This is a genomic window from Brevibacterium renqingii (assembly GCF_017808095.1).
Taxonomy (GTDB): Bacteria; Actinomycetota; Actinomycetes; order Actinomycetales; family Brevibacteriaceae; genus Brevibacterium; species Brevibacterium renqingii.
On record NZ_JADBHG010000001.1, the window covers coordinates 413,472 to 435,992 of the forward strand.

Here is a 22,521-nt window from a genome sequence, read left to right on the forward strand (position 1 = left end):
CCTGATTATAGGTTTCTCTTCATATTTTATCGAGAGGTTTCGGATATGGGTCAACACCCTTCCCTTCCACCGCTCGTCATCATGGGTGTCTCGGGAACCGGCAAGACCGTCCTCGGCGCTCAAGTGGCGCAGGCCCTCGATCGTCGCTTCGTCGATGCCGACGACCTCCACTCGGCCGCGAACAAGCAGAAGATGCACTCGGGCACTCCCCTCACCGATGAGGACCGCATCCCCTGGCTGGACAGCGTCGCGGCCGAGGCTGTCCGTGCCCCGGCACCGGTCATTGCCTGCTCCGCGCTCAAACGCTCCTACCGTGATCTGCTGCGCAAGGCGGCACCCGACCTCATCTTCATCCACCTCGCCGGCCCACGTGAGGTCATCGCCGCTCACCTGGCCGGCCGCAGCCACGAATTCATGTCCCCGGACCTGCTCGATTCCCAGCTGGCCACCCTGGAACCGCTCGACGACGAGGAGGCCCATGCCATCGTCGACGTCGACCATCCGATCCCCGAGGTTCTGCACGCGATCCTCGAAGCCGTCGACCACCTGACCTCGTGACCGTGCGGCCGTCCGACCTCCCGCTCGTCCCTCCGACGCTCTGACCTCAAGGAAGAGGAACAATGACCGATATCGAATTGGCCTGGACCCTGTCCGCGCCGGCACTCCTCGCACTCGCCGCTGCGGCCATCGCCCTGCTGCTCCTGCTCATCATCCGGGCCCGGCTCCACGCCTTCATCGCCCTCGTCATCGTCAGCGTGCTCACCGCCCTGGCGTCCGGCATCCGGCCCGGCGACCTCATCGATGTCCTCTATGACGGCTTCGGCTCCACCCTGGCCAGCGTGGCTCTGCTCGTCGGACTCGGTGCGATGCTCGGTCGCATGCTCGAGCTCTCCGGCGGCGCCGAGGTGCTCACCGATGCCCTGATCAGGCTCTTCGGTGAGAAACGCGCCCCCTTGGCTCTCGGCGTGACCTCTCTGCTCTTCGGCTTCCCGATCTTCTTCGACGCCGGCCTCGTCGTCATGCTGCCGATCATCTTCACGATCGCGCGCCGCCTCGGCGGCTCCCTGCTCCTCTACGCCATGCCCGCGGCGATGGCGTTCTCCGCGATGCACATCTTCGTGCCGCCGCACCCCGGCCCGGTGGCCGCCTCGGGCCTGCTCGGTGCGAATGTCGGGCTCGTGCTCATCTGCGGTCTCATCGTCGCGATCCCTGCTTGGTATCTCACGGGCTATCTGTTCGGGGTCTTCGTCGGCAAGCGCATAGACGTGGCGGTCCCCGATGTCCTCTCGGGCGGGAAGAATGACGAGTTCGCGGAATTCGCCTCGAAGCCGAAGCTGTCGCATGTCGTCTTCCTCCTCGTGCTCCCTCTCGTGCTCATCTTCCTCAACACCGGCCTCGACTTCGCCGGGCAGGCCGGTTGGGTCGATGCCGAAGCGACAGCGGTCACCTCGCTGCGCCTGCTGGGCGAGACCCCGATCGCACTGCTCATCACCGTCGTCATCGCGATGTGGCTGCTCGGCTGGCACCAGAGCAAGGACCGGTCGCTGGTCGAGAACGTCGTCGACTCCGCGCTCGGCCCCGTCTGCTCCATCGTCCTCATCACCGGTGCGGGCGGAATGTTCGGCGGTGTCCTGCGCGCCAGCGGAATCGGCGATTCGCTCGCCGATTCCCTCGCCGCGCTGGGGCTGCCCGTCATCGTCGCAGGCTTCGTCATCGCCGCGATCGTGCGCATCGCGCAGGGTTCGGCCACGGTGGCCCTGACGACCGCGGCTGCGCTCGTGCAGCCGATCATCGTGGGCAATCCGGATTTCTCCAGCCTGCAGGTCGTCGCCATCGTGCTCTCGCTGGCAGCGGGCTCAGTCTTCGCCAGCCACGTCAACGACTCCGGGTTCTGGCTCGTCTCGCGCTTCTTCGGCATGGACACGAAGACGACGCTGAAGACCTGGACGGTCGGACAGACGATCCTCGGCCTCGTCGGCTTCGCTCTCAGCCTTATCCTCTACGGGGTCGTCAGCCTGTTCTGAGGCCGCGTTCGGGTGAGCACGCGGTCCGAGTCGCTCGGACCTCAGCGCCTCGGGCCGCGGGGTTCGTCGGCCCAGACGCCGCTCATCTCGTCATCGGCCTTCGCGACGATCTTGTACATCGCCTCTTTCGCGCGCCCGGACTGCTGCCGCCCGATGGCGTCAGCGACGTCGAAGTGCCACTGGAGGGCGTCCGGGTGCGGGTACTGCGGCATCAGGCCTGCGCCGGTGCGACCGGTGAGGATCTCGCCGATGACCGTGTCGAAGGCGGCGAAGAGCTCATTGCCCCCGGCGCCTAGCACGGCGCGGTGAAAGGCGACATCGGCTTCGAGGAAGGACTCGACGTCGCCGTTCCTGCCGGTCGAGCGCATCCGGGCGGCCAGGCGCATGATCTCCTCGGCGGCCTCGGCCGGCGCGTGCTGTGCCGCGAGGCAGGCGGCCTCTGGTTCGATGGCCACGCGCAGCTCGGTCAGCGAGCGCAGCTGCCGGGCCGGGGCCTGGGTCATCCGCCAGCGGATGACGAGCGGGTCGAGCAGCATCCACTCATCCATGGCGAGCACGACCAGCCCGACCCGGCGGACGGGCCGGAGCATGCCGAGCGATTCGAGGACGCGCACGACTTCCCGCACGACCGACAGGGAGACGTCGTAGCGGGCTCTGAGATCTTCGGCCTTGATAATGGTGCCGGCGGCCAGCCGGCCCGCGACGATGTCCTGCCCGATCTGGTCCCGCAGGCGCTCATGGAGGTTCCTGCGGTTCATCGGGCCCTCTGTCTGACCGGTCATCCGACGATGTCCACCACTTGCGCCCCGGGCGCCGGCCCGGTCGCACGCAGTGCCTCGTTGACGCCGCGCGTGGCCTGCAGCAGCACCGCCAGGTCGAGTGCGTGGCGGGCATCGCGGGCGAGGAATCCGATCGTCGGCCCCGAACCGCTCAGCAGCGGCAGCAGCGCGCCGGCGGCGCGCCCGGCCTCCATCACCTCGGCGATCTCGGGCATGAAGGACACGGCCGCCTCGGTGAGGTCGTTCGCTGCGGATGCCGCGAGCGCATCGGGGTCGCCCGCGGCCAGTGCCGTGAGCACTCCGGCGGGGATCTCGGCAGGCGCGGGGTCGGGGTTGAGCTCATCGAAGCGTGCGTAGACATCCGGGGTCGGCAGCTGCCTCGCCGAGGTGGCCATCACCCAGTGGAAGGTTCCGCGGGTGAGCACGGGGCTGAGCCTCTCCCCGCGACCATGGCCGACGGCCGTGCCCCCGCGCAGGAGGAAGGCGACGTCGGCGCCGACGGCCACCCCGCAGTCGTGGAGGACGTCTTCGGCCACTCCCCCGACGAGGTGGGCTGCCCCGACGAGGGCGGCGGCCGCATCGGCCGATCCCCCACCCATTCCCCCGGCCACGGGCACCTGTTTGTCGATGACGATGTCGATGCCGCGCAGCACGTCGACGTCGCGCTCGTCCTCGAGAGCGGCGATGAGGAGGTCGATGGCTCGACGCGCGAGGTTCGTCTCATCGGCCGGGACCGCGGAACCCGCGTAGCGTCCCTGGACGATGATCGACCCCGTCCCGCCGGGGATGAGGGTGAGCGTCTCGCCGAGGTTGAGCGCCTGGAATACGGTCGCGAGTTCGTGATACCCCTCCGCGGTCGCCCCTCCGACACCGAGGTGGATGTTGATCTTCCCCGGCGCCTGGACCTTCACCGGGGCGCGGGTCGTCGAACGCGAGCGCAGCGGCGTGGTCATCGCCGGTTCCCTTCGCCCGAGTCCGCGTCGGTGTCGCTTCCCTGGAGGTGACCGGGAGCCTCGACGTCGGCCAGGCGTTCGAAATCAACGACCGAGAGTGCTTCCCCGCGGGTCTTGGGGTCGATGCCGGCGGCCAGCAGCAGCTCTTCGGCTCTCTGCGGGCTGCCCGCCCACCCGGACAGGGCGGCGCGCAGGGTCTTGCGGCGTTGGGCGAAGGCCGCGTCGATGAGAGTGAAGAGGCGACGTCGCCGCGCGGATTCGCGCTCGGTGCGGGTGACATCGATGCGGACGAGTCCCGAGTCGATGTTCGGGGCCGGCCAGAACACGTTCTTGCCGATCCGACCGGCCAAGCGCACGTCTCCGTACCATTGTGCCTTGACGCTGGGCACACCGTAGGTGCGGGACCCGGGGGCCGCGGCAAGCCTTTCGGCGACCTCGAGCTGAACCATGACGAGCACCGACTTCAGGCTCGGGAAGGTCTCGAGGAAGTGCAGCAACACGGGCACGGCCACGTTGTAGGGCAGGTTGGCCACGAGCGCATCGGGATGGTTCCCCGCGTCGGTCCCATCCGGTCCGGGCAGTTCGGTGACGGTGAGGGCATCGGCGTTGACGAGTGAGAAGCGAGCAGCCCCCGAGGCGGCACCACGCGCGGCGGTGTCGGCGTCCGGGCGACGATCGGCCGCCTCGGTGCCGGCGAACTTCTCCACGGTGGCCGGCAGTCTGGCCGCGAGCACCTCGTCGATCTCGACAGCGGTGACGCTGTGCCCGGCTTCGAGCAGACCGAGGGTGAGCGAGCCGAGTCCGGGACCGATCTCGACGACGTTCGAGTCCTCCTCGAGTCCGGCCGCGGTGACGATCGAGCGCACGGTATTGGGGTCGATGACGAAGTTCTGCCCCTTCTGCTTCGTCGGGCGCAGACCGATGTCAGCGGCTGTCTCGCGTATGTCGCGGGCGGTCAATAACGTCACAGCCAACAACTTACAGCACTGCCCGGCCGGCACAATCATCTCGCGTCCGGCGCTTCGGACACTCGCCGAGGATGGGGTGCCGGCCATCACGGACGATAAGGTGAAGCCTATGGATCCGCAGACTCTGACCGAACTGCTCGACGTCGCCGTCCTCGACCGGCTCGATCACATCGACGACCTGCCCGGCGACGAGCTCGCCCGGTCATCAGCCCTGCGGAAAGAGGGCTACTCCGCCGAGGTGACCGCCGCGCTGCTGACACAGGCGAGGCTGCGGAAGGAAGCGGCCGCGAAGCTCGGCCCCTTCGCCGATGACATGCTCTTCACCCGCGACGGGCTCGCTCAGGCCACCCGCCTGCCGGTGGCCGCCCACCACGCCCGCCGTCTCCTCGGTGAGGCGTCGGAGGATGACACGATCCGCATCGCCGACCTCGGGTGCGGGATCGGTGCGGATTCCATCGCCTTCTCCGGGATGGGCGCGCAGGTCAGCGCCGTCGACGCCGATGAGGTCACCGCCGCCCTCGCCGCCTTCAACCTCCGCCACCTGCCCGATGCCGAGGTCGAACACGCTCGCGCCGAGGACGTCGACCTCGACGGCTTCGACGCTCTGTGGTTCGACCCGGCCCGGCGGACGGTCGGCAAGGCCGACCGCCGCGGGTCGACCGCCCGGATCACCGACCCCGAGGCCTTCTCACCGTCTCTGTCCTGGGTCGTCGACAAGGCGCTGAAGGCCAAAGCGGCCGGGGTCAAGCTCGGCCCGGCCCTCGACCACGGACTCGTCCCGGCTGAAGCCGAGGCGCAGTGGGTCTCTCACAATGGTGAGGTCGTCGAGGTCTGCCTCTACTTCGGTGCGGCCCGGCAGCGTCCCGGTCGCGGAGCCCTCGTCATGGGCGAGCGCACGCTCCTCGTGCACGAGGACGATCTGCCCGACGAGGACGAGGCGGGCATCGGCGAACTGGGCTCCTATCTGCTCGAACCCGATGGCGCGATCGTGCGCGCCGGGCTCGTCGCCGCACTGTGCGCCCCGCTGCAGGCACGCCGGGTGCATCCGTCGATCGCGTACCTGACCACCGACGTCGAACCGACCGGTCCCGCCTCGGCGGGGGTCACGGCCTACGAGGTCGTCGACGTCCTGCCGGCGAAGATCACGAGCCTGCGCAAGGAGCTGGTCAGCCGTGGCATCGGTTCGGTCGTGATCAAGAAGCGCGGCGCCGACATCGTGCCCGACCAGGTTCGACGTCAGCTGAAACTGCCGAAGGGAGACAAGGCCACGCTCGTCTTCACCCGCCTCGGCGAACGCCACGTCGTGCTGCTGACCCAGCCGGTGGGATGACATCGCCGATCGTGCCTGAACCGCGCTTCCCCGGACCTCGCCGCTGAGACCCCCGAACACCCCGCAGAAGGAGACCGAAATGAACCGCTCCGACGTCCTCATCAGCGCCGCAGAACTGCTGAGACTGCAGACCTCGTCGCGCGCGCCGAGGCTGCTCGACGTCCGCTGGACCCTGCCGAAGCCCGATGGCCGGGACGACTTCGCCGCCGGCCACATCCCCGGAGCGATCTACGTCGATCTCGACACTGAGCTCGCCGACCACGCGAACACAGAGGCCACAGCGGGCCGGCACCCCTTGCCGAGCGCCGGACAATTCCAGGACACGGTCCGTTCCTGGGGCATCGACTCCGGCACCGAGGTCGTGGTCTATGACGACAACTCCTCTCTCGGTGCCGCCCGCGCCTGGTGGCTGCTGCGCTGGGCGGGACTGAACGCCCGCGTGCTCGACGGCGGGCTGGCCGCCTACGAAGCGGCCGGCGGAGAAGTCGAGACCGGCGCCTCGCCCGAGGTCGCACCGAGCAGCGTCTCCATTTCCCCGGGAGCGCTGCCGGTCATCGACGCCGATGACGTGTCCGCCTGGGACGGGGTGCTGCTCGACGCCCGTGCGGCGGAGCGCTTCCGCGGAGAGACCGAACCGCTGGATCCGCAGGCCGGGCACATCCCCGGTGCGAAGAACGCGCCGGCGACGGAGAACGTCAGCGATGGGGCTTTCCTCGACGAGGCAGCCCTGCGCAGACGGTTCGCCGCACTCGGTGCGCTCGAGAGCCCGGTCGGCGTCTACTGCGGTTCGGGCGTCACCGCCTGTCACAACGCCTTGGCGCTGGCGACGCTCGGCGCGCAGGCGAGTCTCTATCCTGCCAGCTGGTCCGGCTGGTCGGCCGACCCTGAACGCCCAGTCGAAACCGGCGGCTGAAGCCGCGGCCGTCGTCGTGGCGGCGCTCGTTACGAAACAGTCACGAATCGTTACGCGGGACCCGTGACTGTGCGTTAAATCACAGATCAGTACTGTGTTCCCTGCGTGCACTCCCCTTCGATTTCACCCTCTATAAGCCTCTGACCTCGCAAAACAGTGCACACTTCCGATCGCACATCTTTTGTAACGGAACCGTGACATAAGATCACAGATTCGTTACAGTTGGTGAAAACGTTCATGACGACGAGAGGAAAACGTGGCACGTAAGCAGCACGGCCGCCGCGCCGCCGAAACCAAGGTCAAGACACCCCTGACCGAACTGCTCGATGCGAACTCCGGGGCATTCGGTCGTCGCGCTGCAGTCGTCGCCGCCAGCGGCGGCCTGCTCACCGCGGCGGTCCTCCCCGCGACGGGGCAGACACCCGACGACACGGCGTCGGTCTCAGCCGAGTCGGACGACCACGCTCAGGTCGAGTTCAAGAACCAGACGCCGACCATCCAGGCCGGCAGCGGCTCCGAGAAGAGCGATCAGGGCGGCGCCGCCACCGTCGACGTCGACGTCATCACCGCCGAGGGAGCACCGAAGCCCAAGCCGAAGCCGAAGCCCGAACCGGAGCCGGCGACCGAGTCTCCGGCACAGACTCAGTCGTCGTCCAGCGAGACGTCCGAGGAGGATTCGAGTGAGTCCTCGGATGAGGATTCGGCGAAGGCAGAGACCGCCGATGACAAGGCCTCCGATGACACCGGCTCTTCGGATGAGAGCCCGAAGAAGGATTCCGGCGGCTCTGACAGCTCGGGCCCGATCGATGGTTCGAAGGCCGAGCAGGTCATCGGCTGGGCGAAGAAGGGGGTCGGAACCCCCTATGTCTACGGCGGAACCTCGCAGAGCGGTTGGGACTGCTCTGGTTACACGTCCTGGGTCTACAGCCACGTCGGCGTGGATCTGCCCCGACAGTCGGGAGCGCAGAAGACCTCCGGCACGGTCGTCTCCCAGGCAGAGGCGAATCCGGGCGATCTCATCTGGCACCCCGGTCACGTGGGCATCTACGCCGGCGGCGGACAGATGTACGATGCCGGTTCGCCGGGATCGGGCACCTCGAAGCGCAGCTTCAGCTGGATGGGCGACGTCACTTTCATCCGCGTTCTCTGATCCGGCCCCACCTCACGGAACCCCTCGCAGGCTCGTCATCCCTTGCCTGCGAGGGGTTCCTTGTCTGGCTCAGCCCTGCGCGCTCACGGGCGCGACCCTGGCTCAGCCGCAGTCGGGGGCTTTGTCGCTGCCGTCATACTCTGCGGGCAGCGTGCCGCTCGCGTCGAGATCGCCCTTGAGCCATTTCGCCACGGCCCGCAGTGCGTAGGGGTTCGAGTCATATGCCGTCACCGCGGTCGAGGCCGAGGTGCTGCGCATCGTCCACGGGGCAGCTGTGCCGACGGCCACCTCGGCGGAGCTCTTCGGACTCAGGCTCACGGAGGTTCCGCTCGACCCGACCTTGAGTCCGACGTCCTCGGCCGCCTTCCGCAGCGCCGACTGCTCCTTCTCGCTGCCGCCGACGATCGAGATCGCATCAGTGCCGGCGAAGGAGCACTCGCCCTTGAGGACGGTCAGCGACTTCTCGGCCACCTCGGTGAGGACCTTCTTCGGGTCCGCGGCGGCGTCCGCGGAGTCATCGGACCCCTTTCCGGACGTTCCAGAGCCGCCCCCGGACTCATCGCCCGACTTCAGGCTCTTCTGCGCGTCGGCGGTGGCCAGCTGCATCGCGACGACCCGTTCGGACTTCTTCACGACGTCCTTCTTCTGCAGCGTCCCGTCGCCCATCGCGGTGACGATCGCCTTCTGCGCGGCGGCCGAGTCCGGCGGCATGAGCGCGATATCGGCACCGGCGGCGAGTGCCTTCACGGTCTCCCCGCCGCCCAGGTTCTGCGGCACCGCCTCCATATTCAGCGCATCCGTGGTGATGACGCCGTCGAAGTCGAGGGTGTCCCGCAATGCCGAGTACGCCTTCCTGTTCAGTGTCGCCGGCGTGGTCTTCGCATCGGGCAGGCCGATATGGCCCATCATCACCATCGGCACCTCGGCCGCGACGGCGGACTTGAACGGCAGCAGATCCGTGTCCTCGAGCTCCTCGATCGTCTTCTTCGACACCGGCAGGCTCTCGTGCGAATCCACGCCGAGGCGGCCGTGTCCCGGGAAGTGCTTCGCGGAGCTGGCCACGGCTCCGGCACGGTAGCCGGTGACCGCATCGGCGACGACCTCGGCGGCGTCCTTGTGGTCGGTGCCGGCCGAGCGGACGTTGATCGCCACGTCGTCGGGGCCCGTGGTGACGTCGGAGTCCGGGGCGAAGTCGATGGTGAAGCCGAGGTCCGTGAGGTTCGTCCCCTGCACTGTCGTGGCCTGGGTGACGAGATCGGAGTCCTCGGTGGCGGCCAGGGCCATGAGCGGCGGGAACGGCAGTGCGGCCGTGCTCAGGCGGGAGACCGGGCCGCCTTCCTGGTCGACTCCGATCGACACCGGCTGGCCCTTCGTGCGCGCCCCCGAGATCTGTTCGGTCATCGATGTGACCTGGTCGGTCGTCGGGTTCTCCGGCAGGTTGTAGCCCATGACGATGACCCCGCCGAGGTGGTTCTGCTCGACCATGTCCACCGCCGTCTGAGTGTCCGTTCCGTCCCAGGTGCCGATGATGAGCGAACCGGCGAGTTCGTCGTCGGAGAAGCCTGCGACGATGTCTTCGGCCTCGTCGCGGTAGTCGGCCGGGTCCGCCTCGGCGGGGTCGGACAGGGACGTATCGGTTTCGGACTGGGCACCGGTCTGCGCCTCTGCCTGGGAGGGTGTTCTCTCCCCGTTCGTCTCGGATTCAGGCGTCGCCCCGCCGGAGCAGCCGACGAGCGCAAGGGTCGTGGTCAGAGCCAGGAGGCTCAGGCGCGAGGAGAACATGTCCCCATGCTAGACGGTCGACCTGAACCGGCGGTGAGGCCGCAGTCGTCGATGCCATTGCGCAGCGCTTCACCGGACGGTGGTCAGTGTGTCCGAATCCGGCGGCTGAGGAGGGAGTTTCGGCGTCACGCCACTATGATCGATCCATGGTCGATTTCGCTCACTCTGCCCGCTCCACCATCGGTGTCGAATGGGAACTGGCTCTCCTGAACAGTCAGAGCCTTGACCTGACCCCCGCCGCCGAGACCCTGTTGGCGGATGTGGCCGAACATGCTCCCGAGTTCGAGGACCAGATCGTCGGTGAGATGCTCACGAACACCATCGAGCTCGTCACCGGTGTGCACACTCAGGCATCGGCCGTCGCCGAGGATCTGGCCACCTCGATGGCGGCGCTGCGGAAGCTGACCGAAGCGCGCGGCATCGAACTCATGTCTGCGGGCACTCACCCCTTCGCGCAGTGGCAGTCGCAGGAGGTCCGGGCCAAGGACCGCTACCTCGAACTCGTCGATCGCACCCAGTGGTGGGGGCGGAACATGCTCATCTTCGGCGTCCACGTCCACGTCGGAATCGACTCCAGAGACAAGGTCCTGCCGATCGTCAAAGCCCTGCTCGCCTACGTCCCCCACCTGCAGGCTCTGTCCGCGTCCTCTCCTTTTTGGGGCGGCACGGACACCGGGTATGCCTCGAACCGGGCGATGATGTTCCAGCAGCTGCCCACCGCGGGTCTGCCGTTCCAGTTCGATCAGTGGTCCGACTACGAGAAGTACGTCGACGACATGCTCACCACCGGCATCATCGATCACATCAATGAGATCCGCTGGGACATCCGCCCGGCTCCGCATTGGGGCACCGTCGAGGTCCGCGTCTGCGACGGACTTCCGACCTTGGAGGAGATCCTCGCGATCACCGCGTTCATCCAGTGCCTCGTCGATGACTTCTCCGCCCGCCTCGACGCCGGTGAGACCCTGCCGACGATGTCCGATTGGTTCCACAACGAGAACAAGTGGCGGGCGGCCCGCTACGGCATGGATGCGATCATCATCGAAAACGCCGCGGCCGATGAGCGGCTCGTCACCGAGTGCCTGGCCGATGAGATCGCCCGCCTGAGCCCGGTCGCCGAACGCCTCGGCTGCGCCGACGAGCTGCACTCCATCACGTCGATCATCGAACGCGGTGTGCCGTACCAGCGTCTGCAGCGAGTGTTCCGGTCCACCGGGTCGCTGACCGAGGTGACCCGTTCCCTCATCGGCGACCTCCGCACCTCCTACACCTAGGGGGCCCGGGGCCTGCACATGCTTTCTGCGGGCGGATCCGTCGTGATTCTCGATGGGATTTCGCAGTGGATCCGCCCGCAGGAGACACTCAGCCACCCGGGCAGCTGCCTACGTGCGGCTGCGGCGACGTTCTCCCGAAACACTGGTCATGAACGGAGACGTCTCCGCGCCAAAACTATCCGTTCGCGACCAGTCCTCATGGCTCACCCATCGAAAGACGGGTCAAGTACCGAAACACGGGTGCGCACCCTCTGTGGCAGGCTGTCTCACAACAGCCTGACACAGAGCGCGCGCACGCGTTTCTCGGCGTGCATCTGGGCTAGAGGTGTGGGCGGCTGACGCAGAAGTGCGCGGCTGGCCTACAGATGCGGACGGAGAAGATCCAGCAGAGTCGGCAGCGCAGAAGCGACGCCCGGATGCAGCGGATAGTCCCGGAGCTCGTCGAGCGGCACCCAGGCCAGCTGGATGCTCTCGGGGTCGCTGATGACAGCGTCGAAGCGGCGCAGGGTCTTCGCGATCACCGTCGTATAGGACCACGTGTCGAGGTCGAGGACATGGGTCTCGAGGATCTCGATGCCCGAACCGTCCTCGTCCGGCACCCCGGCTTCCTCCCAGGACTCGCGGACCGCGGCGTCGATGGCCGACTCGCCCATGTCACGTGCGCCGCCGGGGAAGCCCCAGGTCCCTCCCTCGACCGACCACAGCGCCCGGTGCTGCATGAGCACCCCGCGTTCGGGGTCGACGAGCATGAGCCCGGCAGCACCGTTGAGCCCCCAGTGCTTCTTCCCGTCGGATCCGTAGGTCCATCCGTCGCCTGATCGCCGAGGCGGCCGACCGTCCGGCAGGCGCGTCGACTTCGCCGCCTGAGCGTTCCGCTCCGCGGCTTCGCTCGCGGCGCTGTCCGCCGCGCGTTTCGCAGAATCGCTCGCGGCACGGGCCTCTTCGTTCTCAGACGAGGACATGATCGACATCCAGGGAGGAGACGGCGGCGAAGGACAGGTCGCTGGGCCCGATCCCGCGCGAGACGAGTTCGGCTCCGAGGGCTGCGACCATCGCCCCGTTGTCGGTGCACAGCCTCAACGGCGGCACCCGCAGGGTCACCCCTGCCTCGGCACAGCGAGCGGCGAGCACCTCCCGCAGGTGGGTGTTCGCGGCCACTCCCCCACCGAGGACGACATGGTCGATTCCTGTATCGGCCGCAGCGAGCAGGGTCTTGGTCACGAGCACGTCGACGACGGCGTCTTCGAATCCGGCGGCGATATCGGCCACGCGCAGGTCGGTGCCGAGCGTCTCGGCCTTGGTGACTTCGCGCAGGGCCGCGGTCTTGAGACCGGAGAAGGAGAAGTTGTACCGGCGTTCGGGATCGCGCAGATCCTGCTTCTTCGCCAGTCCGCGGGGAAACTTCACCGCTGTCCGGTCGCCGGGGACCCCGGTGCCGTCGAGCAGGCCGAGGGCCGCCTTCGAGATGTTCGGCCCGCCCGGATAGCTGAGGCCGAGCAGACGGGCGGTCTTGTCGAAGGCCTCGCCGGCAGCGTCGTCGATGGTCGCACCGAGTAGCTCGATGTCATCGACCACATCGCCGAGGCGCAGGATCTCCGTGTGTCCGCCGGAGACGAGCAGGGCGATGGTCGGGGTGGTCAACCCGTCGACGTCCTCGGCCACGAGATCGACGGCGACGTGGGCGGCCAGGTGGTTGACCCCGTAGAGCGGTCGGTCGAGTGCCGCGGCGAGCCCTTTGGCCGCGCCCACACCGACCATGAGCGCACCGGACAGACCCGGGCCCGCAGTCACGGCGACGGCGTCGATGTCGGACAGCTCCACCTCGGCGGTCTCACAGGCCGAGGCGATGGCCGGGCCGATGGCCTGCACATGGGCACGGGAGGCGACTTCCGGCACGACGCCGCCGAAGCGCACGTGCTCGTCCATCGACGAGGAGACAGTGTTCGTCAGCAGTCGGCGGCCGCGCACGATTCCCACTCCGGTCTCGTCACAGGAGGATTCGATGCCGAGGACGAGTGGTTCGCTCATGATTCGGCCTCTGCTGTCTCGAGTTCGAGGTTCGAGTAGACAGCGTCGAGTTCGGGTTCGCTCATCTCGGCGACCTCGGCCCCGAGGGTGCGGGCGAACAGTCGCAGGTGAGTGTCCCACATCGGCCCGAATTCCTCGGCCCGCGTCCGGGCGGCGTCGGCATCGGCGGCCGTCTGGGTGAACACCAGCAGGGTCTCCCGACCGGCGTCCGAAGTCCCCTGTCCTGCGTCCGAAGTCCCCTGGCCGGCGTCATCGTCGAGGGGCACGAGCCGGATGCCCAGCACTCCGAAGCCCTCGAGTTCGAACAGCACATGGTCGCAGGTCTCGCAGCTGAGGACCGTTCCGGTGAGTTCGACGTCCTCGAGTTCGAAGGTGATCGGGCGGGCCGCCGGTGCGTCGGCGTCGTTGTCAGTGTCGGCGTCGGCGTCGTTGTCGGCGTCGGTGTCGGTGTTCGCAGGTTCCTCGCCGAGGCGGAACGGGGCGAACCAGGTCCTCACACTCGCGCTGTCGGTCAGTGCGTCCCAGACCCGTTCGACGTCGAGTGCCAGAGGCATCTCGATGACGAGGTCGGTGCCGTTCTCCCAGGTGACCAGGCGCGGGGAGGTCGTGCTCATTCCTCCACCCACGATTCTGTCAAGGCCGTGATCTCCTCGGCGCTCAGCTGCATCTCGACACCGGCGAGCAGCTCGGTGAGCTGTTCGGGCACTCGCGCCGAGGCGATGGTCGAGGGGATGAAGTCGTGGCCGAGCTGCCAGGCGATGGCCGTGGCCGTCATCGTCGCATCATGGGCGGAGGCGACGTCGTGGAGGACTTCGAGGGCGCCGAGGGCCTTCTGATCCTCGACGAAATCGGCCACCCGGTCGCCGCGCACGCTTCCGGTGGCGTCTCCTCCGGTGTGCTTGCCGGTGAGGAACCCGGACGCCAGGGAGTGGAAGGGCAGTTCGGCGATGCCTTCTGAGCGCAGGTAGGCCTGCTTCTGGGGATCGACGGCGGCGCGGGAGACGAGGTTGAACCGGTCCTGGACGACCCGGTAGCAGGCGAGGGAGAACTTCGTGGAGATCTTACGCGCGTTCTGCAGCCGTTCGAGGCTGAAGTTCGAGGCACCGAGGTAGCTGACTTTGCCGGAGCGCACCAGCGCGTCGAAGGTCTCGGCCACGGCGACCTGGTCGACCTCCTCATCGTCGCGGTGGGCATAGTAGACGTCGATGTGATCGGTGCCCAGACGACGCAGCGAGTCGTCGACGCCGTCCCGGATATTCGCCGGGTCGAGGCCCTTGCGCTCGGGATGCATGCCGACCTTCGTCGCGATGACCAGCTCTTCGCGGTTGCCGCGGGCCTTCATCCATTCGCCGATGATCGTCTCGGATTCGCCGCCGGAGTTTCCCTCGACCCAGGCCGAGTAGGCATCGGCCGTGTCGATGAAGTTCCCGCCCGCCTCGACGTAGGCGTCGAGGACCGCGAAGCTCTGATCCCGATCCGCGCCCCATCCGAAGGGGTTGCCGCCCAGTTGCAGTGGGTGGACGAAGAGATCGGTATCTGCCAATTGCACACGTGTCATGCCTCCAGCCTACTCGCCTCGTCTGAAGGATCAGGGTCTGCCCATCTGCCGGATCAGGGTCTGGCCCTCCGCAGTAAACTTAGGCTAAGCTCATCTCAAGATCAGCGTCGACGTGCCATGGAAACCCACCCCCGACGAGCAGGCTTCCTGCTCGCCGTCTTCTCCCCGAGGAACCGCAATGACCGAACAGTTCTCCGCTCGCCTCAAGAGCAGCACTGCCGCCATCCATGACGAGGTCGAGCACACCACGTTCATGGTCGACCTCATGGAGGGCCGCCTCGATGCCCGGGCCTATGCGCTCCTGCTCCGGCAGTACGATGTCATCTACCCGGTGCTCGAGGCGAGGTCGCGGGACTTCGCCGGCGATCCCGTCTTCGCCCCGTTCCACGACGCCCTGCTCTTCCGCTCCGACTGCATCGCCGCAGATCTCGCCGCGCTTGAGGGCACCGAGCTGCCCGTCATGCCCAGCGCGAACGCCTATGCGTCTCATCTGGAGAGCCTCGACAGCCCCGAACAGGTCATCGCCCACCATTACACGCGCTACCTCGGCGACCTGTCCGGCGGGCAAGCCATCGGAACTCTCATGCGCCGTCACTACGCCCTGCCGGCCACGTCACTGACGATGTGGGACTTCACCGGGATCGGAAAGACGAAGCCGTATAAGGACGCCTACCGTCGCCGCCTCGACGAGGTGGCCGCGGCCGGGGGCGACGAACAGATCGTCATCGACGAGACGATGGAGGCCTTCCGCCTCAACGGCGAGCTCCTCGTCGACCTCACCGAGGCCACAGAACGTCGGACGGTCACGGTCGCCTGAAACAGGCACCTGCGACCACCGCCGGAACCCGCCACCGAGACGACCGCCCGAATGTGGTCCCGGTCAGTCCTGAACCCGAGCCCGCATGAGCACGGCCGCAGCCCCGGGGTAATAGTCCGGTCGTCTCCCCCATTCCTCGAAGCCGAGGGAGGAGTACAGGGCCAGCGCTGCGAAGTTGCGCTCGTCGACCTCGAGGTGGACGACTGCGGCTCCTCGCTCCCTGGCCCAGTCGAGGCCGGCCAGGAGCAGTGCCCGGCCGATGCCCTCGCCGCGTGCCGCCTCGGTGGTCGCGATCGTCATCACATCGGCTTCGCCGCCGGCCGCGGACATGACGATCCACCCGACCAGCTCCCCCGCCGAGGCGGACGTGCCCCCAGACTGGTCCGCGCCGTTTCCCGGCCTCGGCTCGGTTCTGGCTGCGAGCACGGCCGTGCCGTTCTGCGCCTTGACCGACCAGTAGTAGCGAAGCGTCCATGCGGTGGGCCCGAAGACCTCCGCATCATGCGCGGCGACCTCGGCGAGATCCCACCAGGGCAGCTCGGCGATGGTCGTCTCGGAAGTCATCTCAGCGAACTCTCGCGGACCGGAGCGGCCTTCGCATCGGGTTCGCGCAGGTATTCGGGGACCGGTTCGCCCAGCTGCCTGCCGGCGGCGAGTTCGCGGGCGGCGGCGAGAGCGAGGAACTCGGCGCGCGGGTCCGAGATCTCCTCCTGTGTCGGAGCGCCGAGAACATCGGCATAGAGGAGGAACCCGCGTCCGCACCGTACGCCGATCGGCGTGAGACCAGCGGCCGAAGAAGCCTCTCCGGCGGGGTCGGGCCGCTCGAGGCCGAAGCCGTGGTCGGCGAGCACCGCGGCGACCTCATCGGGCCGGGCCACGAAGGGACCGGAGCTCAGGGAGGCATCGACGGAGTCATAGACGCTGAAGTACACCTCTCTGCGCCGGGCATCGGAGGCGATGAGCACCGGACGGCCGGAGGCAGCGGACGCGTCTGCAGACGACGCTGCGACACCGGTTCCGGCCGCGTCCGCCCGCCCGGTCCGCACCAGCTGTGCGGCGATCGCGGCGTGGGAGAGCAGACCTCTGACTGGGATGCCGCGGGCCTGCCCGACCGCGATTCCCGCGGCGATGCCCACGCGCAGGCCGGTGAACGGGCCGGGCCCGATGCCGACGACGACGAGGTCGGGACGGGCATCGGCGGCGAGCACTCGGGCGAGCGCCGGCCCGATGAATTCGACGTGCCGGCGTCGGTCATCGGCGGCTTCGGCGGCGATGACCTCACCGGAGTCCGTGTCCACGAGCGCCACGGACGCCGCCTGCGAGGTGTCGATGCTGAGAATGATCATGGTCTCTCTCCCCCGGACGTCATGCCTTCGACTGCTGTGATCGCCGCGTGCAGCTGCGGCAGCCGCTCGGCCCATGAGGTGCCGTGGCCGGTGAGGTCGACGGTGCGTCGTTCGTCCTCGGCCTCCTCGTCCTCGGCGTCGTCGGCCGCCTCGCCGTCCGTCTGAGCGTCGGTCTGCCTCTGCGTGCCGGAGCCGCCGGCGGCCGCACCGCTGGGCTCGTCAGACTGCACCGGGGCGATGGTGATCTCGAGATAGTCGCTGCTCAGCTGCTCGGCCATCCCGGCACCCCATTCGACGACGGTGATCGATTCGTCGAGTTCGGAGTCGAGGTCGAGGTCCTCGAGCTCCTCACCATCGGCGAGCCGGTAGGCGTCGACATGGACGAGGGCGGGACCTCCGGCCCGTGACGGGTGTTCGCGGGCGATGATGAAGGTCGGCGAGGTGATCCGCCCGGCCACGTCGAGGGCCGCGCCCAGGGACTGGGTGAAGGTCGTCTTACCGGCACCGAGGTTGCCCGTGAGGATGAGCAGATCTCCGGCCTGCAGATGTCCGGCCAGCACCTCGGCGACGGTGCGCATCTGCTCCAGCGATTCGATCTCGACCCTCATCGTCCGCCTCCTTCTGTCACATCCGTGCCGTCGTTTCGCACGCACCGGTGGACGCGGGCGCTGAGCTGGGTGACGATCTCGTAGTTGATCGTGTCCGCCCAGATCCCCCATTCGGCCGCGCTCGGGCCGCCGGGGCCGAAGATGACGACCTCGTCGCCGATGGCCACGTCCTCGTTTCCGGCACCGATGTCGATGATCATCTGATCCATGGCGATGCGTCCGACGACGGGATAGCGGCGGCCGCGGATGGCCACCTCGGCGCGGTTCGATGCCGCGCGGGGAAGACCGTCACCGTATCCGCCGGGCACGAGCGCGAACCGGGTGTCCGTCGCGGCCGTGAAAGTCAGCCCGTAGGAGGCGCCGTGACCTGCGGGGATGTCCTTGAGGTTGATGACCGTGGACAGCAGCCGCAGGGCCGGTCGCAGCCCGAGCGCCTCCGAATCCGTTCCCTCGAGCGGGGAGAGTCCGTAGAGCGCCAGCCCCACTCGCGCCGAGGTGCCCGGACAGGGGCCGAGGGTGAGCGCGCCCGGTGAGTTCGCGATGTGCACGTCGAGGGCCTCGGAATCGCCGAGGCGACCGTCGGCGGCGTCGAGGACCGCCCGAAGCTGCCCGTGAGCGGAGGAGAAGACCGCACTCTGCGCGGCGGTCTCGGGGCGTTCGGGTTCGTCGGCGACCGCGAAGTGGCTCATGATGCCGACGACGCGGATGTCCGGGCATCCGTCCTCAGCGGCCCGGCGCAGCCATTCGAAGGCACGGACCAGCGCATCCGGAGCGAGTCCGTTGCGGCCCAGCCCGGTGTCGATCTTGAGGTGGAGCCGGGCCGTCGTGCCCGTGCGCTGGGCCGCGGCGGCCAGACGATCGAGGCTGGCGACCGTCGAGACGCCGAGTTCGATGCCTGCCCGCACCGCCTCGTCGAGGTCGGTGGTCGGCCCGTAGAGCCAGGCGAGGATCTCGGCCTCGGGACCGAGCAGGCTGCGCAGCTCCAGGGCCTCGGGGATCGTGGCCACACAGAACTCGCGCCGACCGGCCGCGAAGAGGGCAGGGGCGACGATGTCGACTCCGTGACCATAGGCATTGGCCTTGACGACGCATTTGAGACGGGCGGGGGCGAGCTGCGAGGCCAGTGCTGCGGCATTGTCGCGCAGGGCCGCCTCGTCGATCTCCGCCCGGACCAGCGCCTCGGGAATGTCGAAAGATGTCACTGGACAAGAGTACCGCCGACACCTCCCACCGGGCTGTATCGGGACCCCGGAGCCGGCCGTGGCCTCCGTTACGATGAACCCCCGCGGCCACGGGCGATCCTGCCGGCGGCCGCGGACGCAATTGACGACGAAGGAGACAGTCATGCACACCAGCACATCCGCTCGCACCCTGGCCATGGTGCTCGTAACCGCGCTGTTCGCCGCGGTCCTCACCCTCGCCTCGGGTGCCGGGGCCGCCTCGGCGGCGGCGAAGCACTGCACCGGCATCGAATCGAACTCGAAGGTCACGGCGGCGAAGGCCATCGAGGTCAGACAGCGCTCGACGGTCACCGCCGACATCTATCTGTGCCGCAAGTCCGGCAGCCGTTATGTGCGCGACAGCGGTCCGCTCAAGGCCCGGCTCGGGTACAACGGGACGACGGCGGACAAGCGCGAAGGCGACGGCAAGACCCCGAAGGGCGTGTTCTGGATGCGCGAGGGCTTCGGCACGTCGAGCAATCCCGGTCTGCAGAAGCCCTGGACGAAGGTCACCCGTGACCATGTCTGGGTCGACGGTGATGCGACCAAGGCGGAAGGCTACAACACGATGCAGCTGAAGTCCGAGGGGTATACGGGCGAATCGCTCTATCAGCCCAAACCGTACAAATATGCCCAGGTCATCGGGTACAACGAGGCTCGCACTCCGGGCAAGGGTTCGGCGATCTTCCTCCATGCGAACACCGAGTCGATGAAGACCGCCGGGTGCGTGTCGATGTATGAGGCCAGCCTCGTCAAGGCGATGAAGTGGGAGGGGGCGACGAAGACGCAGATCGTCATCCACTGAGGATGCGCTCGGGCCGGGGCGGGCGTGTGGCTGGGCCTGCCCCGGCCCGCCCTCGTGGGAGTGAGCCTCAGTCCTGGCCGTGGATGAGAGCGTCGACCACCTCGGCGAGGGCGTCGGCGATTCCGGAGGCGTTGATCGCCCGCCGTCCGGCGGCATTGTGGATCAGCACGGCGAGTCCGGCCAGGCGAGCCCATTGATGCGACAGCAGCGACCGATCATCGCTGCTGTAGCGGCTGCGGGCCGAGGCGATCGCGAAGAGCCCGCCGAGCACCCCGGCCAGCACATCGCCGGCTCCCGCCGTGGCCAGGCTCGCCGGCCCCGGTTCGGGCAGCACCGTATGCCCATCGGGGGCGGCGATGACCGTGTGGTGGCCCTTGAGCAGGACGATCGCTCCGGTCAGCTCCGCTGCCTGCCGGGCCCAGCCGAGCGGGTCCTGACCGATCCGACCGGCCGTGATGATCTCGCCGAGGAGGCGGCTGAGCAGCCGCGCCAGCTCTGCGGCATGCGGGGTGATGAGGAGGGGACGATCGCCCAGCCAGGTGTCGGCCATCGTCTCGGCGCGTCCGACCATGTCGAGGCCGCCCGCGTCGATGACGACCGGGATCGTGGTGCCTGTCAGCGCGTCGATGACGGGTTGGAGGAATTCGGGTTCGGGATCTCCTGGGCCGAGGACGACCGCGTCGACCCGGCCGGAGGCGGTGACCACCTCGGGGTGCAGGCCGATGACGAATTCGGCCACGGCCGCAGACCCGAGGCAGCGCACCATGCCGGCCCCGGAATTCACCGCCGAGGTGGTCGTGAGCACGCCGGCGCCCGGATACTCCTCCGACCCGGCCAGCACCCCGGCGATCCCCCGCGAGTATTTGTGCCCGTCGTCTGCGGGGCGGGGGAAGCCGGTGACGAGGTCGCCCTCGTCGAGCAGCTCTGCAGTCGCCAGCTCCGGGTCGAGGTCGAGTCCGATGTCGATGACGTCGATGGCGCCGGTGAATGCGCTCACTCGCGGATCGACGAGTTCGGCCTTGAGGCCGCCGAAGGTCACGGTCCGGTCGGCGTGGATCCGCTGCTCGGCGCCTGTCGTTTCGAAGCTGAGATCGGACGGCACGTCGACGGCGATGAGACGGCCCCTGCGATGCGGAGCCCAGGCGGCGATGAGTCCGGCGATGTGCTCGGGCAGGCCTCTCCTGCCGCCCGTGCCGAGGATGCCGTCGAGGACGAGATCGGCGCGCGTCAGCTCCCGCAGCGCTTCGGCGTGGTCGGGGTCGGCGGGGCCGGCGGCAGTCGCCTCGGCGGGGTCGGCGGCGAAGGCGATGACCTGGGCCCCGCTGCGGCGGGCGGCGGCCAGCCCCTCGGCGTGCGTATGCTCGAAGAGGGTGATGATCGTGACGGCCGCGCCCCGCCGGGCGAGAGCGGCCGCGGCGAAGAGAGCGTCCCCGGCGTTGTTGCCCGGGCCTGCCAGCACACAGACGCGGGAGCCGGTGACCCGGCCCCTGTCAGTCGCCAGCGTCTCTCCGGCGATGTTCGCCAGGGCGCGGGCCGCCCGGGCCATGAGAGCGACACCGGCTTCGAGAAGAGGCACCTCGGCCTCGCGGATGACCTCGCTCGGATAGGCGAACACACTCATCGACTGCTCCTTCACGTCTCGACGTTCTGCCTCAACCGTATGCCGTCTCCGGCGACAGCCCGATCAGTCCTCGGCCAGCTGGACGAGTCTGCGCCCGGCCAGATGGGCGAGGAACAGAGCGTGGTCGGCCAGCCCGTCGTCGCTGTGGCGGGCACGCGGGGAATGGTTGGCCTCGCGCTCTGCGACCGGCAGGTTCGGCAGCGCCACACCGAAATGCCCATAGGCGCCGGGCACCTGGGCCAGCACGCGGGAGAAGTCCTCGGAGCCCGGGTGCGGGTTCGCTCTGCGCACCGCACGCTCGGGTCCGAAGAGGTCGGCGAAGGTGGACAGGAAGAACTCGGCCTCGGCATCGTCGTTGATCGTCGGCGGCAGGACGGACTCGTAGTCGACATCGGCATTGAGACCGTGCGCGGCGACGAGGTCGCGCACGAGCTGGGGCAGCTCCACCTCGGCGCGGGCGGTGACGGTTTCGGAGAAGGTGCGCACGCTCACGACGAGGGAGGCGCTGTCGGGGACGACGTTCGGTGCGGTGCCGCCGTTGAACTGGCCGACGGTGATGACGATCGGGTCGAAGATGTCGAAGCGGCGGGTGACGTACTCCTGGAGCTGGCCCACAAGCATGGCACCGACCTGGATCGGGTCCTTGCCGGTGGCCGGGCGGGAGGCGTGGGTGCCCTTGCCGGTCACCGTGATCGTCATCTTCGAGAACGCCGCCATATAGGGCCCCGGACGGCTGAAGGCCACACCGAGGTCGGCGTCGGCGGAGACGTGGATGCCGAAGGCGGCTTTGACGCGTGGGCCGGCGGCGTCGAGGACGCCTTCGCCGATCATCTTCCCGGCCCCGTCATAGCCTTCCTCACCCGGCTGGAACATGAAGACGACGTCGCCGGGCAGGGATTCGCGGTCCCGGTGGAGGAGTTTGAGCGCACCGACGAGGCCGGCGGTGTGCAGATCGTGGCCGCAGGCGTGCATCCTGCCCGAGGTGGCCGCGAAGTCGAAGCCGGTGGCCTCGGTCACGGGCAGCCCGTCCATATCCCCGCGCAGGAGCACGGCGGGCACGACCCCGGTCGAGTCCTTCCTTCGGGCGCCGCCGCGGAGTACGACGACGATCGAGGACAGGCTCTCTCCCGTGCTCACCTCGACGTCGAGGCCTTCGATGGCCTCAAGTACGAGCTTCTGCGTGATCGGCAGATCGAGGCCGAGCTCGACGTTCTCGTGCAGCTCTCGCCGGAGGGCGACCAGGCCGGGGGCGATGTCCGCGGCGTCGTCGGCGGTGGGCAGGTGGACGGAGGAGGCGACTGCCTCGGTGGGATCGGGAAGTGAGCTCATGATCCCTCAGTCTATG

22 protein-coding genes are annotated in these 22,521 nt (G+C 68.4%); 8 read left to right on the top strand and 14 right to left on the bottom strand.

What is annotated here, in order from left to right; translation table 11 throughout:
- Positions 1–45 precede the first annotated feature (45 nt).
- A complete protein-coding gene (locus tag IIE29_RS01880; protein ID WP_209323486.1) occupies positions 46–558 on the top strand; it encodes a gluconokinase in 513 nt (170 codons plus the stop codon).
- Positions 559–620: 62 nt separating this feature from the next.
- Positions 621–2,024 carry a GntP family permease gene (locus tag IIE29_RS01885; RefSeq protein ID WP_209323487.1) on the top strand — a complete coding sequence of 468 codons (1,404 nt, stop codon included), beginning with the start codon at positions 621–623 and terminating at the stop codon, positions 2,022–2,024.
- Between the two features lie 41 nt (positions 2,025–2,065).
- Here IIE29_RS01885 and IIE29_RS01890 read toward each other — a convergent pair whose 3' ends face one another.
- Genes IIE29_RS01890 through rsmA form a run of 3 tightly spaced genes read right to left on the bottom strand, consistent with a single transcriptional unit; the run spans position 2,066 to position 4,724 of the window.
- On the bottom strand, positions 2,066–2,806 hold the full coding sequence (locus tag IIE29_RS01890; RefSeq protein ID WP_246475636.1) for a FadR/GntR family transcriptional regulator: 741 nt from the start codon (positions 2,804–2,806) through the stop codon (positions 2,066–2,068).
- Positions 2,803–3,756 carry a 4-(cytidine 5'-diphospho)-2-C-methyl-D-erythritol kinase gene (locus tag IIE29_RS01895; protein ID WP_209323488.1) on the bottom strand — a complete coding sequence of 318 codons (954 nt, stop codon included), beginning with the start codon at positions 3,754–3,756 and terminating at the stop codon, positions 2,803–2,805. The genes IIE29_RS01890 and IIE29_RS01895 overlap by 4 nt, the downstream gene beginning before the upstream one ends.
- Positions 3,753–4,724 (bottom strand): 16S rRNA (adenine(1518)-N(6)/adenine(1519)-N(6))-dimethyltransferase RsmA, encoded by a 972-nt coding sequence (gene rsmA, locus IIE29_RS01900; protein ID WP_343071759.1) that lies wholly within the window; start codon positions 4,722–4,724, stop codon positions 3,753–3,755. The genes IIE29_RS01895 and rsmA overlap by 4 nt, the downstream gene beginning before the upstream one ends.
- 109 nt (positions 4,725–4,833) lie before the next feature.
- Here rsmA and IIE29_RS01905 point away from each other — a divergent pair, with 109 nt between their 5' ends.
- The 3 genes from IIE29_RS01905 (at position 4,834) to IIE29_RS01915 (ending at position 8,117) form a co-directional block, all read left to right on the top strand.
- Complete coding sequence (locus IIE29_RS01905; RefSeq protein WP_209323489.1) at positions 4,834–6,054, top strand: class I SAM-dependent methyltransferase; 1,221 nt, start codon at positions 4,834–4,836, stop codon at positions 6,052–6,054.
- Between the two features lie 79 nt (positions 6,055–6,133).
- Positions 6,134–6,967 carry a sulfurtransferase gene (locus IIE29_RS01910; RefSeq protein ID WP_209323490.1) on the top strand — a complete coding sequence of 278 codons (834 nt, stop codon included), beginning with the start codon at positions 6,134–6,136 and terminating at the stop codon, positions 6,965–6,967.
- A 256-nt stretch (positions 6,968–7,223) separates the two neighbouring features.
- Complete coding sequence (locus IIE29_RS01915; protein WP_209323491.1) at positions 7,224–8,117, top strand: C40 family peptidase; 894 nt, start codon at positions 7,224–7,226, stop codon at positions 8,115–8,117.
- Between the two features lie 102 nt (positions 8,118–8,219).
- Here the strand turns inward: IIE29_RS01915 and IIE29_RS01920 are convergent, their stop codons facing one another.
- Positions 8,220–9,899 carry a glycoside hydrolase family 3 N-terminal domain-containing protein gene (locus IIE29_RS01920; RefSeq protein WP_209323492.1) on the bottom strand — a complete coding sequence of 560 codons (1,680 nt, stop codon included), beginning with the start codon at positions 9,897–9,899 and terminating at the stop codon, positions 8,220–8,222.
- A gap of 146 nt (positions 9,900–10,045) precedes the next feature.
- On the opposite strand from IIE29_RS01920, the gene IIE29_RS01925 reads away from it, so the two are divergent.
- Positions 10,046–11,173 carry a glutamate--cysteine ligase gene (locus IIE29_RS01925; protein WP_209323493.1) on the top strand — a complete coding sequence of 376 codons (1,128 nt, stop codon included), beginning with the start codon at positions 10,046–10,048 and terminating at the stop codon, positions 11,171–11,173.
- 359 nt (positions 11,174–11,532) lie between these two features.
- Here the strand turns inward: IIE29_RS01925 and IIE29_RS01930 are convergent, their stop codons facing one another.
- The 4 genes from IIE29_RS01930 to IIE29_RS01945 are packed head-to-tail and all read right to left on the bottom strand — an operon-like array spanning position 11,533 to position 14,759.
- Entirely contained in the window at positions 11,533–12,135 is a 603-nt protein-coding gene (locus IIE29_RS01930; protein ID WP_209323494.1) for an NUDIX domain-containing protein, read from the bottom strand.
- Positions 12,122–13,201: a tRNA (adenosine(37)-N6)-threonylcarbamoyltransferase complex transferase subunit TsaD gene (tsaD, locus tag IIE29_RS01935; protein ID WP_209323495.1), complete on the bottom strand. Its 1,080-nt coding sequence runs from the start codon at positions 13,199–13,201 to the stop codon at positions 12,122–12,124. Before tsaD ends, IIE29_RS01930 begins: the two co-directional genes overlap by 14 nt.
- Entirely contained in the window at positions 13,198–13,815 is a 618-nt protein-coding gene (locus IIE29_RS01940; protein ID WP_209323496.1) for an SRPBCC family protein, read from the bottom strand. The genes tsaD and IIE29_RS01940 overlap by 4 nt, the downstream gene beginning before the upstream one ends.
- Positions 13,812–14,759, bottom strand: coding sequence for an aldo/keto reductase (locus IIE29_RS01945; protein ID WP_209323497.1), 948 nt, complete (start codon positions 14,757–14,759; stop codon positions 13,812–13,814). Before IIE29_RS01945 ends, IIE29_RS01940 begins: the two co-directional genes overlap by 4 nt.
- 178 nt (positions 14,760–14,937) lie before the next feature.
- On the opposite strand from IIE29_RS01945, the gene IIE29_RS01950 reads away from it, so the two are divergent.
- On the top strand, positions 14,938–15,576 hold the full coding sequence (locus tag IIE29_RS01950; protein WP_209323498.1) for a biliverdin-producing heme oxygenase: 639 nt from the start codon (positions 14,938–14,940) through the stop codon (positions 15,574–15,576).
- A 63-nt stretch (positions 15,577–15,639) separates the two neighbouring features.
- Here the strand turns inward: IIE29_RS01950 and IIE29_RS01955 are convergent, their stop codons facing one another.
- From IIE29_RS01955 to alr, 4 genes are read right to left on the bottom strand one after another with little or no spacing between them, the layout of a single operon-like run.
- Positions 15,640–16,140, bottom strand: coding sequence for a GNAT family N-acetyltransferase (locus IIE29_RS01955; RefSeq protein WP_209323499.1), 501 nt, complete (start codon positions 16,138–16,140; stop codon positions 15,640–15,642).
- Positions 16,137–16,922: a tRNA (adenosine(37)-N6)-threonylcarbamoyltransferase complex dimerization subunit type 1 TsaB gene (gene tsaB / locus IIE29_RS01960; protein WP_209323500.1), complete on the bottom strand. Its 786-nt coding sequence runs from the start codon at positions 16,920–16,922 to the stop codon at positions 16,137–16,139. The genes IIE29_RS01955 and tsaB overlap by 4 nt, the downstream gene beginning before the upstream one ends.
- Complete coding sequence (gene tsaE, locus IIE29_RS01965; protein WP_209323501.1) at positions 16,919–17,530, bottom strand: tRNA (adenosine(37)-N6)-threonylcarbamoyltransferase complex ATPase subunit type 1 TsaE; 612 nt, start codon at positions 17,528–17,530, stop codon at positions 16,919–16,921. The genes tsaB and tsaE overlap by 4 nt, the downstream gene beginning before the upstream one ends.
- Positions 17,527–18,732: an alanine racemase gene (alr, locus tag IIE29_RS01970; RefSeq protein ID WP_343071760.1), complete on the bottom strand. Its 1,206-nt coding sequence runs from the start codon at positions 18,730–18,732 to the stop codon at positions 17,527–17,529. Before alr ends, tsaE begins: the two co-directional genes overlap by 4 nt.
- Before the next feature lie 142 nt (positions 18,733–18,874).
- Between alr and IIE29_RS01975 the strand changes: the two genes are divergently transcribed.
- Positions 18,875–19,555, top strand: a complete 681-nt coding sequence (locus tag IIE29_RS01975; protein WP_209323503.1) for a hypothetical protein — start codon at positions 18,875–18,877, stop codon at positions 19,553–19,555.
- Positions 19,556–19,622: 67 nt separating this feature from the next.
- On the opposite strand, the gene IIE29_RS01980 is transcribed toward IIE29_RS01975, so the two are convergent.
- A complete protein-coding gene (locus IIE29_RS01980; protein WP_209323504.1) occupies positions 19,623–21,176 on the bottom strand; it encodes a bifunctional ADP-dependent NAD(P)H-hydrate dehydratase/NAD(P)H-hydrate epimerase in 1,554 nt (517 codons plus the stop codon).
- 63 nt (positions 21,177–21,239) lie between these two features.
- Positions 21,240–22,505, bottom strand: a complete 1,266-nt coding sequence (locus IIE29_RS01985; RefSeq protein WP_209323505.1) for a M20 metallopeptidase family protein — start codon at positions 22,503–22,505, stop codon at positions 21,240–21,242.
- Positions 22,506–22,521: the final 16 nt, after the last annotated feature.

Coding starts and splice junctions, on each gene's coding strand:
- IIE29_RS01880 (WP_209323486.1), top strand. CDS start 46: ATGGGTCAACACCCTTCCCTTCCACCGCTCGTCATCATGGGTGTCTCG.
- IIE29_RS01885 (WP_209323487.1), top strand. CDS start 621: ATGACCGATATCGAATTGGCCTGGACCCTGTCCGCGCCGGCACTCCTC.
- IIE29_RS01890 (WP_246475636.1), bottom strand. CDS start 2,806: ATGACCGGTCAGACAGAGGGCCCGATGAACCGCAGGAACCTCCATGAG.
- IIE29_RS01895 (WP_209323488.1), bottom strand. CDS start 3,756: ATGACCACGCCGCTGCGCTCGCGTTCGACGACCCGCGCCCCGGTGAAG.
- IIE29_RS01905 (WP_209323489.1), top strand. CDS start 4,834: ATGGATCCGCAGACTCTGACCGAACTGCTCGACGTCGCCGTCCTCGAC.
- IIE29_RS01910 (WP_209323490.1), top strand. CDS start 6,134: ATGAACCGCTCCGACGTCCTCATCAGCGCCGCAGAACTGCTGAGACTG.
- IIE29_RS01920 (WP_209323492.1), bottom strand. CDS start 9,899: ATGTTCTCCTCGCGCCTGAGCCTCCTGGCTCTGACCACGACCCTTGCG.
- IIE29_RS01925 (WP_209323493.1), top strand. CDS start 10,046: ATGGTCGATTTCGCTCACTCTGCCCGCTCCACCATCGGTGTCGAATGG.
- IIE29_RS01930 (WP_209323494.1), bottom strand. CDS start 12,135: ATGTCCTCGTCTGAGAACGAAGAGGCCCGTGCCGCGAGCGATTCTGCG.
- tsaD (WP_209323495.1), bottom strand. CDS start 13,201: ATGAGCGAACCACTCGTCCTCGGCATCGAATCCTCCTGTGACGAGACC.
- IIE29_RS01940 (WP_209323496.1), bottom strand. CDS start 13,815: ATGAGCACGACCTCCCCGCGCCTGGTCACCTGGGAGAACGGCACCGAC.
- IIE29_RS01945 (WP_209323497.1), bottom strand. CDS start 14,759: ATGACACGTGTGCAATTGGCAGATACCGATCTCTTCGTCCACCCACTG.
- IIE29_RS01950 (WP_209323498.1), top strand. CDS start 14,938: ATGACCGAACAGTTCTCCGCTCGCCTCAAGAGCAGCACTGCCGCCATC.
- IIE29_RS01955 (WP_209323499.1), bottom strand. CDS start 16,140: ATGACTTCCGAGACGACCATCGCCGAGCTGCCCTGGTGGGATCTCGCC.
- tsaB (WP_209323500.1), bottom strand. CDS start 16,922: ATGATCATTCTCAGCATCGACACCTCGCAGGCGGCGTCCGTGGCGCTC.
- tsaE (WP_209323501.1), bottom strand. CDS start 17,530: ATGAGGGTCGAGATCGAATCGCTGGAGCAGATGCGCACCGTCGCCGAG.
- IIE29_RS01975 (WP_209323503.1), top strand. CDS start 18,875: ATGCACACCAGCACATCCGCTCGCACCCTGGCCATGGTGCTCGTAACC.
- IIE29_RS01980 (WP_209323504.1), bottom strand. CDS start 21,176: ATGAGTGTGTTCGCCTATCCGAGCGAGGTCATCCGCGAGGCCGAGGTG.
- IIE29_RS01985 (WP_209323505.1), bottom strand. CDS start 22,505: ATGAGCTCACTTCCCGATCCCACCGAGGCAGTCGCCTCCTCCGTCCAC.